Here is a 16,938-nt window from a genome sequence, read left to right as displayed (position 1 = left end):
TCGTGCGCGTTGACTGGCGGCCAAGCTTTTCTGAAATGCCTTACGAGTTCCCTCCGATCGGAAGCGGAGTCCTGTCCACGTTGACGTTTTCGCATCCTTGTATTTCTTCACGGCGACGGGCTTGGTACGTACCAACCCATTCACAACGACAAGCTCACGCAAGATCGCACTCGGATGCCGATAAAGCGTCTCATAGTCCTTTCCTGCCTCAAGAACCGCAGTAATCGCATCGCCGAATACCGAGCTATACATAGATACGCCAATTGCATTTGGGTGGCTCCACCCGCCGCCACAAGAGTAGATGTCAATAGGGATCCCTGCCGTGACGACGTACTCGGAATAGTACTTTTCACCAATGGCCGGCAGAGCATGCCGATCACTGTATTGCTAATCGCGTTCCTGCCCGCAACCAGAAAGCCCGATACGTCCACCAGAACTATCAACCCAGCCAAGACCGCTAACAACATCGAATAACGCGGCCACTACTCTCTGACGACATTTTCACCGCGCAGAAACGAAATTTTCTACTGGCAGCATTCTCTCCTAGAGTATACAAATCCACTTATCGGCTCTAAATCTCGTTTAGAACCCGCCGCGCACACGCATTCGATATCAATTTTTTTGATAGCCCTTTCTTTCCCCCCAGAGCATCTAGATTTGTAGCCACAACTTCCAGGCTCTCCAAATCAAAATCTGTGGGCTGATGATGAAGATAGTACCTAATTAAAACAAAACCACTATCATGATATCCGACGGCAATGGCTCTGATATTAGGGTATATCTCGCCAAGTAGAGCAATGCGGAAGCACGCCACCAGCCAATCCGGTAATTGTGCAGCGAATAGCACCTGCCGGCCGGCTTCCCCCACGATCTCGAACCCGGCCTGAATCTCCTTCTCATTAAAAATCGGATCCAGGCTGTTCAACGTGTCAGTGGTGTCGCGGTTCAGTCCGGCGATCATCTCGGCCGCCGTTTGCCCTGTCTGCGCCTTCTGCCGCGCCTCGTCGCGAATGACGACCGTTCCGCCGCTGATACCGCTGAGCGTGGTGGAGCTGGACTGGCCGCTGGCGCCCATGACGACGGGCACGCCCATGCTGATGCCGTTAGCGCTGGGCAGCTTCGAGTTCGGCGTCGCTTGCTTTCACCTGCAGTAGCAAAGGCGCCTGCGCCTTTTGCACTAGCTAATTACCGGGTGTGGCCAATACTCCACTGTATAACTGCCCTCTAGTTCTTGTTGTATTGATTTAGCCAGCTTTACTCCCTCGACTGCGTGCTGAATTTCTGCCTTACGCGAGAAAAAAAACGAGAGTCGGGTGGATAATCACTGTTGAATGTTGCCTGATACCTACTGTCCCACTCATTAATTCGAGCTTTCAACTCTTGAGAAAGGGGCAAATCATCAACATCAACGTGCCCCATTTTATCTGGCTCTGGACAAAATAACGGTCCCGCCAAATATTCGCTCATTAGTCTTAGTCTGATCATGGCAGTGGCTTCCAGGGGCCGACAAATTTAGCTCGAACAACGAAGCCGTTTAAGCCAAAGCCAAGCGATATACCTCACTCGTGTAGCCTGCCACCCCGGACCGCAATGCCGCCCCCCATTCCTGATTTTATGCTGCGGTTTAGCGCACTTGCACACTCAATTACATGCGCCGGATACGAGACAAACTACTGGCAGTAGTTAATTACTTGGTCAATTACTTCCCGAACTTGCTCTTTTTTTAAAAAAACCTCTTGGACGTGCAATACCTGCTCGGTCTCCCAGTACCAGCTTCCAAACATGTCCTGCTTTTTCGAGTGTATTCTTGCGCCAACAATGCGTACAAAATCTCCGTACGTGACACAAAAAAAATAGAAACCCGCATCTGTGCTGGTAGGGGTCGCTGCGAGATAGATGTAGGACGACTCGAATTCCTCTGGCACTTCGGCATTTGCATCCACCAACTCGGGCGAGATCATGGCCAACATGGCTTTGAAGGCATCTTCCTTAGGAGCTTCAAAGAGCTCGCCGTTCTCGGGGAAAGATACGAGGGAGTTCCCATCGTCCAAAAATACGGACTCCACATTTAAAGTAGCTGTGACAATCTTATCCGGGAACATTTCGCCATCTATAAAATAATGAAATAGCCCGTTTTTAAAACCGTGCCCACTCCATTCAGGTATATGTTCAACTAGCACTGCAAACTTGTATGGATCGCCAAATATCATAATTACCTCCATTTTCCTGGCAGGCCAAATTTACGCTTCACATCAGCAGGAATAATAGATTTCGCGATTGGATTGAATTTATCTGCGGTGCTGCCGGACCAATGCCAAGAGCCGTCATTACCAAAGGAAAATCTACGCACCCCGCCCTTTCCATCTAGGGAATAACGATGTTTACCGCCCGGCGAAGGCAAAATGGAGACACCAAACAATGCAATCGAATCTCGAGGTTCCACGCCCGCGTTTAGTCTATTCCCTTCCTGCCCCGGCGTATGTTTCGGGTTTGACTTGTATACCAGACCGTTAGAGGCAACCGTAGGCTCGGGCACAGGAATTGGGCTCCCCTTACCCTTACCTTGATTCGCGGCCAAACTATTCGCCGCTCCCTTCCCCGGCCGCACGGCCAACGCCCCACCGCCACCACCACCGTCACTATCTAGCGCCGATAACCCTCTAACCGCCGCAAACACCACCGGTGACGACATCATCGCCTCGACGACGAACCGATCTGCCTCGCTCGTGTAGTCTGGCGTCCCCGACTGAAAACGAACCAACGCGTCTTTCAGCGTCAAACGATCATAGAGACCCTTATTGCGCGCATCCAGCAAATCCATGCCCGCTATCAGCGGATCCTTCAATCTGCCGATAGCCGTTGCCAGCCCCGCCGTATAGGCGTCCCGCTCGGCGAGCCTGTTTTGAATGCAGATCCCAACTCCCCCGCAGGCGGGAAGATCTCGCTCCTCAATAACCCGAATCCAGCCTTCAAAGTGGCCCGCAGCGGTCTGGCATGACCGTTCTCCCACGCAGTCCGCTAAGGCCTTCACCTTCTCGTCGAACCTCGCCGAATGAACCTGCGTGTGATCCCGAAGCGTATTGTTTTCCGCTTCGAGACGAGCAGCATTCGCAATCGTCGCCGCTTGTTCCGGCGATAGCGCGCCAGCAATGCCCGCGATGATCGAAACCAACTGGTTGGCGCGTTGGTCCTTATCCTCGGCACCGAGCATCTCCGAGTCTTTGCCCGAGATCTTTTGCAGGAGGCTGCTGACCACGATGCTGGCCGAGGCACCTACCGCGCCGGCTCCGCAGTTCGCACCCTGAGCAGCGGCGCCCGAGCAGGCAAGCACTGCATGCAGCGCGATATGCCCGGGGGACCCTTCCCCGCCCACACTGCCCGAAAGATCCTTGATCTTCGACGCGCCCAGACCTTGCAGATAGTTCACGGCTGCCGATTGAACAAACTGAGTCGCTCCCCGGTGACGTTGCCACCCGCAGCCGCGCCTATTGCCGTAGCGATCAAACGATACTGGCCATTGGGCGCCCATTTAGCGGCTTCGGCATGTTGCGCAGCAAGCTGCCTTTTGCGCGAACCCTCAGGCTCAGCATCCATCTCCTTCTTCAGCGCATCAGCCTCCTTCGCCCGATTCGTCAAAAACTGCCCCACCTGCCGGCCAGCTTCCCCCACGATCTCGAACCCGGCCCGAATCTCCTTCTCGTTAAAAATCGGATCCAGGCTGTTCAACGTACCCGTGGTGTCGCGGTTCAGTCCGGCGATCACCTCGGCCGCCGTTCGTCCTGTCTGCGCCTTCTGCCCCGCTTCGTCGCGAATGACGACCGTTCCGCCGCTGATACCGCTGAGCGTGGTGGAGCTGGACTGGCCGCTGGCGCCCATGACGACGGGCACGCCCATGCTGATACCGTGCGCGCTGGCCAACTTCGAGTTCGGCGTCGCCTTGCTTCCGCCTGCGACCTTCCCTTGCCGTCGGTGCCGATATTGCTCTGGTCCTTGTCGCCGTCCTTCCCGCCGCTTTTGTCGGCATCCTTGCCGCCGCCAAAGCTCACGCCTCCGCCCAGCTGAATGGACTTCGTAGCTGGCGCGGTTTTCGACGTCGCGGCTGGTCAGGTGGACGCTCTTGCCAGTGATTAGCGAGGACGTCTGCCCGGTACCCGAGGACCCCTCATTGGACTTCACCGACTCGCTGCCGTTGGGGACCAACTTGACTCCGCTGGAGTTTGGACCGCCATCGATTGCCCGTCCGATGTCGCCCAGGCTCATGCCACCCAACTCGAAGCTGGTGCTCTTGCTCGACTCCTCGCTGGTCTAGGTCTGACAGTTGTCGGAGCCGACGACGGAGATATTGCGCTGGCTGTCCAGCACGACACCGCCCTGGGCGCGCAGGCTGGATCCGGAAATCAGGACGTCGCCATCCCGTGCAAGGCCCGAGGCAGCGCGCGAGCTGTTGCCGGTGGCACCGATCACGATATCGCCCACGGCACCAAGTAAAAAGCCATTGCTGACCTGGCTAGACGAATCGAACGAGCCGACCTTTCTGCACCATTTAAATCACCGCTACTTTAATGACTTAACCGCCTGACTCAATAGAGACATTAGCTCGTCAAGTTCAAAACTCCACTTCCCGCCTTCGGCAGGCGGGTATATTTCTATTTCCACGGGTCTATCAGGCTCGTGGGATACTTCAGCTAGCTGGTCAGTTCCCAACCATATTTCGAACACCGGATTTTCTCGATCTGGAGGGCTGCTAATCAAAGAGGATAAATGACTCATGGTTTCGATGGCCCCAACAGGCGGATAACTTTTCCGTTGGCATCGTAAGCACCCCTGTCAAGTAGAAATTGGCTAATAGAAGATCAGAGAGAGGGTTAACCGAGGCATTCCCCCGCACCTCCGTAACGCTCCGCCCAGCGGAATCTGATTAGACGGCTAGTCCAAACCGATTTGCGCCGTCACACCCCATTTTTCCGCTTCGTTATACCGCCTTTTGATATCCCCTTTAAGCCCTGGGTCCGTCATTAAAAGTTTCTTTTGCGCCTATTAAAACGTGCAAAATTACTCACCGCCCGTGCAATCTCGCGTCGTGGATAGCGAGAAAATTACAAGACCGACAAACAACCAACCAAACTTTTAAAAATCAAAAAAGGCATGCAGATCTGTATCCATCGATCAGATAAACGCTAGATACATCACAATCGGGATAAATCCAAGCATTCCAATTTGAAACTAGCCATATTCGATCAACCCCTCTTCCTAATGCGGAGCTTTCCGCAGGCAAATGGACCAGGACTAGCCCGGCCTTATAGCCAGAGGTAACAATCAATCCATATGGCCTATCTCGATCCTTAGTTTCAAAGACCATAAAGTCCACGAAATCTTCATACGGATATTTTGCTGGCAGACTAAGTATATTACCCCGCCACAAAGAATCTTCTGTAGATTCTACGAGCTTCACTTTTTCGATCATATTAATTAACCTTTAAATTATGCCCACCCGCCTTGTCCGCTGCCGATGTTTCCCTAAACTCGAAGTTGACCTCGCCTAGATGTTTACCATTTTTAGCATTAACAACCTCAAAGCGTCCGTGCTGCGTATCTACCGCGTACAGATTTCCATCCCGAGCCTTATAGACATCACGTCCATTAAGTTTGCTCAGCTTGTTGTCCTTAATCATTCCATTCGCTTTCGCTACGCTAGCTACCATGCTCTTGATGTGAGCCACTCTCTCGCCCGGCGGCAAGTTAACTATGGATTGTTCAAATTCTTCGGCAGTCTTTCCCCCAGGCAGCGCACCCTTTGCCCCCACCTTCGCCGGCCGGACCCCCACCGCGCCAACCGCCGTCGCCGCACCCGACACCCCGGCTTCAGCGATGCTATCCCATGCCAATTTCTTGGCGTCTGCCCCTCCGCTTTCAATCGCGCGTTTGATCGCGGTATTGCGCACCCCAACCATCAATAGCTCAATGGAACCAAGCGCGACGTATTCCTTCATCTCTAGCGCAGTCAACCCAACCGGCCCGCGAAGCTTCTCCTCCAACTCGCCACTTCTTTCCGCGTAGTCCGATAGCAATTGTCCGAATTCTTGCGCCTTCTGAACGCAAACCTTTCCTTCGCACTCCAATGCCTCGCGACGCCGCTCTGACGATATCTCGCCGTACTTCTTGGTGACCGATGCCTCGCATGCCTTGTCTTGGCACTGTGCCAGTTCCTTCAGCCGCGCTTGCTCTTCCGATACCAACAGCGCGTTGTGGACAGTCTCGTTTTCCGCGGCGAACACCGCCTCAGCGCCGCTAACGTGGGCAACCTGCGCAATTCCCGCGACAAGGGTCTGAATCAGATTGCTGTGTCGCTCTTGCTCTTCGGAGCTCAGGTTGGACGCATCCCCGCCTAGCAGTGAGTTCAATACCGAGCCCGCTCCCGCACCCAGCGCACCGGCACCGCATTCGCTCCCTTTGCCGGCCGCGCCCGCGCAGCCCACGATCGCATGCAGTGCTGCACGTGCCGATTCCGCACCTGCCCCTTCTCCCAGATGAGAGACAAGCCACTTGACCTCGGAGGCGGCCCGTCCCTGCAGATAGTTCACGACAGTCGACTGCACGAACTCGCCTGTAGCGCCGGTCACGTTTCCACTGAAAGCACCAATTGCTGCGGTTATCCACCGGCGATGTGAGCCCGACGGCCCCCACTGCCCTTCCAGCGTCTTCGCATCTGCAGCAGCTAGATCCCGTTCAGCCTGAGACAGCGTCTGATCCTTTGCACGTGCCTTCAGCGCATCAATTTCCTTCGCCCGATTCGTCAGAAACTGCCCCACCTGCCGCTGGGCCTCCGACGCAATCTCAAACCCCGCTTCGATCTTCTCCCTGTCAAAAATCGGCTTCAGCGCATTCAACGTATCGGACGTATCCCGGTTCAACGCCGCGATCGTCTCCGCCGCCGTCTTGCCGGTCAGGGCAATTTGCCCAGCGCCATCACGAATGACTACGCTGCTGCCGCTGATGGCGCTGTGTGTAGTCGAATTGGCATTCCCAGAAGCCGCGACAACCACCGGCAGACCAACGGAAGCTCCACTGCTATTAGTCGGTAAGCTCGTACCAGGCACTTTGTCCGCGCCGCCAGCCGCCTGGCCTTTCGAGTTCGTCCCGACATCGCCCTTCTTAGCGTCTCCTTCCCCGCTGCCGCCCCAGCTATATCCGCCGCTCAATGCGACCTGATCTGCCTTGTAGCGCGCCGTGTTCTGTAAGTCTTTGACGACAAGCGTGCCGGTGGACAGTTGATTCAGACCGTTCGCCACAGCCTGTTCACTGCTCGATATGACGCCACCAGTTAACGTGGTGTTCTGGCCAACGTTGACCAGAAAACCGCCGTCACCCGCCTTCATCCCCGCCTGCTGTGTGGCGGATTGGAAATTGCTGTCCATCCGGCCTTGCGAGACGTTGCCGGAGACGGAGCTTTTGCAGTAGCCGTAGATGCAGATACTTGCTTGGACGCCAGCACTTTGCTGCTTGGAAACGTAGGTGCTGGCATCTTGCAGAGTCTCAATTTGAAGATTCTTGCCGACCGAGGCGATGATCTGATCGGCGCTTGCTATCGCGCCGATCAGCGAGGTATCCCCGCCCGATTGCAATGCCAGCACGTTGCCAGCAGTGACATCGGTATACGTCCAATTAGCGTCTTTGCCGTCTGCGCGCCCTCGGCCACCACCGGCACTAAGGTTCAGCATCACGCCAATACCATCTTCGCTGTTCGCTGAGACGCCAATGCCGACGCTACCGCTGTAGCTCTTGTTTTTCGTGTGCTGCTCAAAGGTGTTCTGCGCAGCTTGCAGCAGAATGTCGCCATCTGCTTTGATGATGGCATTGTTCCCTGCTGACAGGCGTGAACCTGTGACGGTGACGCCGGACGCAGAGCCGGCCCCCTTGGCGACGATGGTCAGGTCTTGGCCCGCCGCCACGGTAGATCCCAAAACGGAAGACGACGCGCGATCTGTCGTGCTTTGGCTCTTGCTCACGCCAAAGTTAATACTGACACTCACGCCGCCAGCGCTCCTGGGATCGGCCGCGACAGCGTCATAGGCGTTGACCGCAGCAAGACCGGTCGTCGCCAAAGCCAGTCCTTGCATGACCTTGTTATCGGTCTTCCCTGCTGCATCCCCCATTCTTCCCGCGGTCTGCATCGCGTCGACCAAAGGCGTGTTGGCATTAATGCTCAACCCCGTCTGCTTGATCTCATGAAATTCCTTCTCTTTCGTGGTGTCCAGCGCCGCGCCGATGTTGACTTCCTTGCCGATCAGCGTGATGTCGCCCTGGCGTGCGATGACGTTGCTGCCCTTGATATTGAGAGCGCTGCCAGCGTTGATCAGCACATCGCCTTCGACGCTTCCGACGGTGCTGGCGTTGTGGAAAACCTTCTTGCTATCAAGCGAATCCGTCTGCTTGCTGGTGCCATAGCTCAAACCGCCCATGGCGCCAAAGCCTGACTTCTTGACCACCTTGTAGTCGTAGCCGTCCTCGGCGTTCTGGCCGGCCAGAATGTTGACGTCGCGGTCGGCCGACATCACCAGGTCGTTCTGCGCGCCAACGTTCGAACCCGCCACGCTCAAGTCGCGCCCGGCCATCAGTAGGGCGGTGTCGCCGGTGAAGGTCGAGCCCTTGGCCTGCTCCCAATCGGCCGACTTGATGATGTGCGTGGTCTTGGACGACAGGAAGCCGCGCTTTTTATAGTGAAGCTCGTCGTATGCCGAGCCAGACTCCACCCCGGCCGTCAGATTGATGTCGCGCCCAGCGCCCACCGCCAACTTTTTGTCGGCGGTGACGTCGGCGGCGCGCGCGTTCACGTCTTGCCCCGCGATCAACGTCAGATTGCCGCCTGCGGCAATCGACGAACCGATCTCTTTGCCGGTGCTCAGGTCATGACGGTTTTTCTTGTTGATGACGATGGACTCGCCATGGCGTTCCGTCACAGTGCTCAGATTGATGTCGCGGCCGGCTTGCAACCCGGCATTGCGCTCCGCGTTGACTTGCGCGGCGGTCAGACTGATGTCGCGACCGGCTCGCATATTCAGGTCACCGGCATCCACGCGAGCCACGCCCGTGACGTGCGAGCCCCAGGTGTTGCCGAAGTTCTCAGACGCCGCCGTCGAGGCCAGCGCGATGTCGCGCCCCGCCTTCAGCGTGACGGAATCGCCCTGAATCAGCGAGGCTAGGTTGGTCAGGTCTTCGCGCGCGGCCAGATCCACGACCGCCCCCTGCACCAAACCACCCGCCCGGTTGACGATATTCGACGCGCTCATCACCGTGGCATGGCGTGCGCCGATCGTGCCGCTGTTGACGATGTCGCCGTCCGCCGCAAGCTTGACGTCGCGGCCGGCCATCAATGTGCCGTCGCCCTTCAGGTCGCCTTTGCGCACAACCAGGTAGACCTTGGGCACCAGCACGGTGTCGGTGCTGCCGTCCGGCAGGGTGACGGTTTGTTCGACCAGCCACACAAGATCGCTGGTCAGCCGGCGTTGTTGCTCATCGGTCAGCGCCACGCCGAGCTGGACGTTGTTGACCCGCGCGAACTTGGCGCCTTCCGCCATCAGGGCCTTGTATTGGCTGTCGTTGTCGCCGAAGCGGTCCAGGAACCGTAGTCCAGTCGTGGACAGGATTTGGTCGGATACGAACTTTTGCTCGTAGAAGCCATCGCCCAGACGCTTGGGTTGGCCCGAGGGCGTCAGGAACTTGGCGCCGGGGGGCAACAGGGCGTCCCAGCCGGGCAGCCGCGCGCCGGACAGCGTCTTGCCGCCTGGCACGGCGTTGCCGGCAATGGTGCCGCCGCCGTCCAGCGCGGCGTTACCGACGTTGGTGGCAGCCGGGGATTGCAGACGCTGCGCGTCCACGCCGGAACCTGCGCCCACGGCAGGGCCCGCCGCTGCTTGCTGCGCGACGGCGCCATTGCCGATGGCAACGTGCACACGATCGGCGTCAGCAGGCTTGTCAGGGCGCGGGCCGGCAAGCCCGGCGCCCGCGCCCGCCCCGCCCGCGACCGTGGTGCCCGGCAATGCGTCGGGCTGGCGCAGCAGATCGAACAGGTAGTCGCTGGATACCGTGGGCCGTTGGCCGATAAAGCGCGGGTCCGTCGCGACGAGGTACGGCGCATCGGGGCGCTTGTCTACGGTGAACAGCTGGTTGTCGGGAATGCTGGCGGGGTTGGAAACGGTGCGCACCACCGTGCCGCCGGGCAGCTCCAGGCTGGCGACCAGCACTGGGCCCGGCTTGCCGATACCCGTGTTGCCCGGCGCCGATCCGGCCAACGCGACGTTGGTGTGTCCGCCCGAGGTTCCCACGGGAAGCTCGATGGCTTGACCGGCCAGGGTGGCCGTGTAGCCGGAGGAGTATTCCTTGCGGTCCTTGGACCGCGCCTGCGAGACCGTGGCCGTGCCCTCGCGCACAACGGTGCGCTGGCCGCCCGCGCCGATGTTGTGGATGGCGGGTCCCGCCACGTGCAGCGCGCCGCCAGCGGCGATCTGACTCTTGTCGTTGGTAACGGAACCGGCCAGCGTCATCGCGCCACCGGACAGGATCTTGCCCGGGTCCGACGACAGCGTGCGCGTTTCGGTGACGGTTTCGTTGACTTGGTAGTAGGTCAGCGTGCCGACCAGGCGGTTGCGGAAATCGGCGTTGAATTCGCGGATGCGGGCGTCCAGGATCTTGTAGGGCTCCGTGTACGCGGCATGCGCGGCTTCATACGCCTTGCGGCGAGCGCCTTCGGCAAGGCACGCCGGGCTGTTGCTAAAGCATGGCGCTTCCGGAGGGATCCAAATCGGTACGGAACCCGACGGCGGGGTGATGCCGAATATCGACCATATGCGCGCATCGGAACCATAGCCGAACCATTCGGGCACGTCCCAGCATCCGCCGCCCGCGTCGCCGCCGCTGCAAGCGACGTCGGCCGGGGTATAAGCCAACGCGATCGGCGAGCTGACACCGGGCTTGCGCTTTCCGCCCGGGGTGTAGTCGAACGGCGGGCCGTAGCGCGCCGCCGGATATTTGTCGGACGGCAGCAGGAACATGCGCTCGGGATCGTCGTCCAGCCAAGCCGGGTCCTTGCTGCACTGAGGGGTGACCTCGTCACATAGCCAGTTGGTCTCGGCGTCGTACATGTCGGTGCTGCCCGCCGGGGTGAAGTACACCTTGGGCTGGGACGACACCACTACCGTCTGGCTGCTATAGCCGGCGTTCTGGTTCAACAACGACGCCGCGGAAATGCCGGCGTTGCCCGCCGCTTCGATGGTGGCGCCCGAGTTCAACAACGACCCCGCGTACCCCGCCGCGTTGCCGCCGGCATCCAGCGCGCCGCCAATGGAAAGGTCCGCACCGGCGTAGATCAGCGCGTGATCGCGATTCACCAGTGAAGCCACGCCCAGGTCCATGGCGCCACGGGACGCGATGACCGCGCCCCCGCCTACCCCGGCGCTGTTGACCAGCGTGTGGGTCTGAATCGCGACCTTGTCGCCGTAGATGCGGGCCAGGTTGTCCACGCGGCCGGCGTTGATGCGCGTGATGGCGCCGTCGATCAGGCCCGCGTTCGTCAGGCCGTGCGTGACGTTAAGGGTGTTGCCGCCGCCCGCCAAAAGTTGGCCGGTGGCATGGTTGACCAGCGAATCCGCCTGGATGCTCAGGTCGCGCCCAGCGCTGATGGTGGCGCTGTTATCCAGCGCCCCGCCCAGCGACAGGTTCAAATCGCGACCGCTGGACAGGTCGCCCGTCTGGTTCAACGCGCCCGCATACTGAAAGCTGAGATCGCCCGCTGATTGCAGCGTGCCCAGGCCATGCAAGACCTGCGCGATGACGGTCAGGCTGTTGCCCGCCAGCAGCTTGCCCTGGCCATTCTTCAAGGTGTCGGCCACGATGCGGGCGTTGCCTTGCGCGGCCACCTCACCGCCCTGGTTATCCAGTTCCCGCGTGGTCAGGGTCAGATCCTGCCGCGCCTGGATGGATCCGCCTTGGTTGTCGACGCGGTCCGCCACGATGGCAACCACCTTGCCCAGCACGCCCTTCGGTGCTCCGCCCGCCACCGCAAGCGTGGCGCTGTTATCCAGCGACCCTGACGTCAGCGTCAGTGCGTTATCGGCCTGGATCAAACCGGCGCGGTTGTCGACGCTGGCACTGGCTTTCAGTACAAGATTGCCGCCCGCCAGCGTGCCCTCGCGGTTGACGACCGTGGTGGCGGCGATGTTCAAGTCCCCCGCCGCGGCGATAAGCCCGTCGGTGTTGTCCAGCGTGCCCGCCAGCGTCAGGCTGGCCGCGCCGGTCGAGGTCAGTTTGCCTGCCTGGTTGTTCAGGTTGGCGGCCGAGATTTCCACGCCGCCGCCCTGTACGACGGCCTGACGGGCGTCGATGTCTCCCGGCGTGACCAGCGTGACGTTGCCCACTGCGGACAGCGCGCCATGCGCAAGGTCCAGGTTGCCTGCGGCAAGCGTCAGGTCCTTGCCGGCCAGGCTGGTGCCGCGATGAACGATGTGGCCGGCCTTCAGCGTGAGGCTGCCCGGCTGGTTAAGGGCGCCTTCGCGGTCCATGCCGGCGACCAATCGGCCCGCGTTGTCGAGCACGCCCGGTGTGGTGACGAGCAGGTCGCCGCCTGCCAGGACGGAACCCTGGTTCAGCAACGCGGCGCCGGCGCTGACACTGGCGCCGTCATTGGCCGACACCACGCCCGCGTTGGCCAGTGTGCCGCCCGCTTTCAGGGTCAGCGCGCCGGCGGATTGAAGGCGGCCGTCTGCCGCAACGGTCATGTTGAGCGCGGCGAAGGCGTTCAAGTCGCCCGCCTGCGTGGCGGTGACGCCACCCAGCGCGGCATCCGTGCCTGCGCGCAAGGTCATGCCTTGGCCTGCGGCCAGCGAACCCTGGGCGCGCAGCGCAGCGCCGGCATCGGCCGTCAACATGCCGCTGGACTGCACGGTCGATGCCGCGTCCAACGCCACGTCGCCTTGGCGCGAGGTCATCGTCAGGTCCCCGTTCAACGCGGCAACCGTGCCTTGCACCGTCAGGGCGTTACCCGCGATCAACGATTGCGAATGCCCCGCCAACATGCGCCCAGCCACCAGCACGGCCTCTTGGGCGGTGGCGGCAAGCGTGCCGCCGGCTTGGGCAAGACCGGTTGCGGCAACGGTCAGGTTGCGTCCGGTCAGCGTCAGGTTGGCGTCGGAAGCCACGGTGCCGTCCACGCGCACATCGCGCGCGGCAGTCAGTGCCATGTCGGCAACCGAGCTCAACGCCCCCAACGCGCTGAGGTCTTGGCCTGCGTGCGCGCTTAGCGCACCGGCGGCCTGGACTTGTCCGCCTTGCTTGATAGTCAGGTCGTGTTGCGCGGAGATCTGCGCATCCCCGGCCGCGCGCTCGCCCAACGCTGCCACAACGCCGCCCAATCGGGCGCTACCGCCCGCTGCCAGCGTGAGGCCGCCGCCCGCCGCAATGACGCCGTCGGAATCCAGATCAGTGCCTGCGCTTGCGGCAAGGGTGTCGGATGCTTGCATCCGACCTAAGGCGCCCACTTGCAGCTTGGCGCCTGCGTCGGCTTGCAACGTGCCCGCAAGGGCTGTTGCGATGCCGTCGATGTTGATATCACGAGCGGCTTTCAGTGCAATGGGGGAGCCCGCGGTGACCGTGCCGGTGTCAGTGATGGACAGATCGCGACCGGCCTGTGCGCTAAACGTGCCGCCGGTGGTAGCTGCTTTCTTGGCGCCCGCGCTTCTGGTGCGGATGCCGCGAGAGCCCGTGCCTTCGAGGTCTGTGCCTTCGGTATCCGTGCCTTCGGTATCTGCACGCTTGGCGTCTGCGCGCTGGGCGGCATCGCCCCCAGCAGCCGCGCCCTTGGCGTCCATGCCCAAGTTGCCAGCGTCCTCTGCCGTGCCCGCCGTACCGGCGATGCGCAGGTCTTGGCCAGCGGTCAGCAGCAAGTTGCGGCTGCCCTGTGCCAAGGCTTTGTCCGCAACCGTCAGATCCCTGCCAGCATTGATTTCAAGCGTACCGTTGGCGACCGTCTTGCCGCTCAGTTCGGCATCCGACTCCGCTTGCATGACGATGTCGGTTTCACCGGATAGGGTGCCCGCCGCTCGTAACTTCCCGCCCGCCTGCGCCAGCAATTTTCCGCCGGCTTGCAGTTCGCTTGCGCTGCCCAGCGCCATGTCGGCACCGCTGCTGGCGGTAAGCGTGCCCGCGTCGGCCAGCACAGTGCCATCCACCGTCAGGTCCCGCTGTACGCGCAGCTGCGCCGATTGTCCGGCTACCAGCGTGCCCGAGAACGCCGCGCTGTCTGCGTGGACGTCGACAGATCCATCCGCCTGCAACCGCGAGCCCGCCAAGGCGGCCAAGACGCCGCCGGCGTTTGCGGTGATAGCGCCCGTCGCCAGACTCTGGCCCGCCAGCGTTATGTTGGAGCCGGCATCCAGGACCGCATCGGCCAGCGATGACAACGTGCCGGCCGCTATCAGCGACGCGCCCGCGCGTACCAGCAATGCGCCACCCGCCAGCGTCTGGCTGTCGGATGACAGGCCCAGGTCTTGTCCCGCAATCAACTGCAACGGCCCCTTGGCCGATGCCGTGGTGCCCGTGACGGCCATCGCGCCGCCGCTCTGTATCAACGCGCCGTGATCGCCGCGCACCGCGCCCGCGATCGTTGCGGCACCCGCTGCCTGGATACGCGCGTTGGCGGACGCTTCAAGCTGCCCGGTCGCACCGACGCGCACGTCGTTCTTGGCGACCAGATCCAGCGAACCGTCCACGCCAACCTTGCCGTCGACCGCGATATCCCGGCCGGCCTGCCATTGCGCATCGCCCTTGGAAACGAGCACACCACCGGCTGCAAGGTCGCGCCCGGACTGCGCCTGAACGCCCTGCCCTTGAAGCTGGCTCGCCGAGCCCAGCAGCACATCGTTGCCACCCTTCAAGGCCAGCGTGCCACCGTAGGCCAGCGCATCGCCATCCACACGCAGGTCGCGCGCGGCCGTCAGCGCCATGCTGCCTTCGGACATCGCCGTGCCGACGATATTCAGATCCTGGCCCGCCTTCAGCGCCATTGCGCTGTCGGACTGAAGCTGTGCGCCGCCCGCCACGGTCAGCATGTGACCGGCCCGCACATCCAGCGCGCCACCCGCGTAAAGCTGCTTGCTGATGCGGGCATTGCGCGCGGCCTGCAAGGTCAGCGCGTTCAATGAACTGACGGTGCCGGCCACCAGCAGGTCACCGTCTGTTGTTGCACGCGCGGGCCCCGCCGCCGCGATGCGCGCCAACGCGCCCACCGACAGGTTTCGTCCCGCGCTCAAGTCCAGGCCGCCCACGCTGGCGGCCAGTTCGCCATCAAGCGTCAACGCGCCGACGGCGGCCAGCGTTATGTCGCCATTGCCACGCCACGCGCCGGACAACGTCATATCGTTGCCCGCCGTCGCGCGCGACGCGCCTTCGACATACCACTGCGCCGTCTGGCCCATGCTCAAGTCGTGCCGCGCAGCCAAGGAAATATTGCCGCTTGCCGACGCGGTGCTGTCCACGCGAACGTCGCGGCCCGCAGCCAAATCGATGGCGCCGCGCGACCCCATCGTGCCCGCCGCGTGAAGGTCACTGCCCGCCTGTGCCGAAATGCCTGCCCCTTGCGTGCCGCTGGACGCGCCCAGCCGCAGCGCGTTGCCCGCGCTCATGGCCAGTGCGCCGTCATACGCTCGCGCCGTGCCATCAATGCGCAAGTCGCTGCCTGCGTCCAACGTAATGCCGGCGTTGGCCAGCGCTTCGCCCGCCAAAGCCAAATCCTTGCCGGCCGACACGTTGATGGCGCCTTCCGATTGCAAGCGCGCAGCCGCGCTCGCCGTCACCTTGCCGACGGCATCAAGCAACAGGTTGCCGCCCGCCAACAGCTTGCCGTCTACCCAGGCGTCACGCGCGACCTGCGCCGTCAGCGCCGCCATGGACGACACCGTGCCCGCCGCGCTCAGTGCGCCGCCGACACGCAAGGCCACCGGCCCCGCCGCGTGCACGTGACCACTGGCACCTATGGACAGGTCGCTGCCGGACGCCAGGGATACGGCGCCCTGCACCGCACCAACGGCGCCAGTGATATCCAACTTGCGCGCCGCGTCCACCTGCGTGCCTAGGTTGCTGCGCAGGCTACCTGCCAGCGCAACCTCTTCGCCGCCCGACAGGGACGCACCGCCCGTCGCTTCGAATGCGCCGGTAAGCTGGGCCGCGCCCGCCGCCCGCAGCGTCAGTTCGCCATCGGCCGCGAGCTTGCCGCCCAGCACTGCGCGATCACCCGCCGTCAGCAGCGCGGAGCCTTCGGCAAGAATTTCGCCCTGGGTATGAAGGTCACGCGACGCAGCCACTGCCACGCCTACCCCTTGCGCCTGGCTGCTTGCACCCAGGCGTAGATCCTTGCCGCTCTGGAGCTCAAGTGCGCCCCCGTAGGCCAGCGCTGCGCCGTCCACATTCAGATCGCGCACCGCGTGCATCGCCATGGAACCATCACTGACTGCCGTGCCCGCCAGATTCGCATCGCGGCCGGCGTTCAGCGTTGTGGTCGTGGTGGATTGCACTTGCGCGGCCGCGCCAATACCCAGGTCTTGACCGGCGCGCAATGACAGCGTGTCGCCGGACAGCAGTTGGCCGCCTATCGCAATGTCGCTCGCCGCCGTCAACCTCTGTGCATTCCTGCTGGACAGCGCCCCGTCTACCGTCAACGCGCCGCCGCTTTGGCCTAGCAATGTGCCGCCCGCCGCCGCCTTGCCGTGCTTGCCGACCAACAGATCACCGCCCGCCAACAGCTCAAGCGCGCCTTGCGCCGCCGACGTTTCGCCATCCAGGCGCAATGCGCCCCGGGCTTCGACACGGTTGCCTTCGTTGCTGCGCAGCGCGCCGGCAATCGCGATGTCTTGCCCCGCCTTGACGGCCGCGCTGCGTTCCGCATCCACGCTT

The 16,938-nt window shown here is 61.7% G+C and carries 8 protein-coding genes; all 8 read right to left on the bottom strand.

What is annotated here, in order from left to right; all coding sequences use genetic code 11:
* Positions 1-252, bottom strand: a 252-nt coding sequence (locus YH64_RS30330; RefSeq protein WP_221935890.1) for a hypothetical protein, incomplete at its 3' end; no start/stop codon positions are given.
* Positions 253-571: 319 nt separating this feature from the next.
* Positions 572-1,093, bottom strand: coding sequence for a hypothetical protein (locus YH64_RS30325; protein ID WP_221935889.1), 522 nt, complete (start codon positions 1,091-1,093; stop codon positions 572-574).
* 577 nt (positions 1,094-1,670) lie between these two features.
* Entirely contained in the window at positions 1,671-2,210 is a 540-nt protein-coding gene (locus YH64_RS04555; protein WP_046803116.1) for an immunity 42 family protein, read from the bottom strand.
* 2 nt (positions 2,211-2,212) lie between these two features.
* Entirely contained in the window at positions 2,213-3,427 is a 1,215-nt protein-coding gene (locus YH64_RS04550) for a hypothetical protein (protein ID WP_046803115.1), read from the bottom strand.
* Positions 3,424-4,260, bottom strand: a complete 837-nt coding sequence (locus YH64_RS04545; protein WP_143215246.1) for a hypothetical protein — start codon at positions 4,258-4,260, stop codon at positions 3,424-3,426. The genes YH64_RS04550 and YH64_RS04545 overlap by 4 nt, the downstream gene beginning before the upstream one ends.
* Before the next feature lie 45 nt (positions 4,261-4,305).
* Positions 4,306-4,464, bottom strand: a complete 159-nt coding sequence (locus YH64_RS30065; RefSeq protein ID WP_185975333.1) for a hypothetical protein — start codon at positions 4,462-4,464, stop codon at positions 4,306-4,308.
* Between the two features lie 670 nt (positions 4,465-5,134).
* Positions 5,135-5,464 (bottom strand): Imm45 family immunity protein, encoded by a 330-nt coding sequence (imm45, locus tag YH64_RS30735; protein WP_185975332.1) that lies wholly within the window; start codon positions 5,462-5,464, stop codon positions 5,135-5,137.
* A gap of 1 nt (position 5,465) precedes the next feature.
* Entirely contained in the window at positions 5,466-16,934 is an 11,469-nt protein-coding gene (locus YH64_RS04530) for a hemagglutinin repeat-containing protein (RefSeq protein WP_143215245.1), read from the bottom strand.
* Positions 16,935-16,938 lie beyond the last annotated feature (4 nt).

This window comes from Achromobacter sp. LC458, from assembly GCF_001005835.2.
GTDB lineage: Bacteria > Pseudomonadota > Gammaproteobacteria > Burkholderiales > Burkholderiaceae_B > Achromobacter > Achromobacter spanius_B.
This window is presented reverse-complemented; position numbering and strand designations above follow the sequence as displayed.

What these genes read in the sequence shown, in the direction of transcription:
- imm45 (WP_185975332.1), bottom strand. Translation starts at nt 5,464, where the DNA reads ATGATCGAAAAAGTGAAGCTCGTAGAATCTACAGAAGATTCTTTGTGG.
- YH64_RS04545 (WP_143215246.1), bottom strand. Translation starts at nt 4,260, where the DNA reads ATGAGCCTGGGCGACATCGGACGGGCAATCGATGGCGGTCCAAACTCC.
- YH64_RS30325 (WP_221935889.1), bottom strand. Translation starts at nt 1,093, where the DNA reads ATGGGCGTGCCCGTCGTCATGGGCGCCAGCGGCCAGTCCAGCTCCACC.
- YH64_RS04555 (WP_046803116.1), bottom strand. Translation starts at nt 2,210, where the DNA reads ATGATATTTGGCGATCCATACAAGTTTGCAGTGCTAGTTGAACATATA.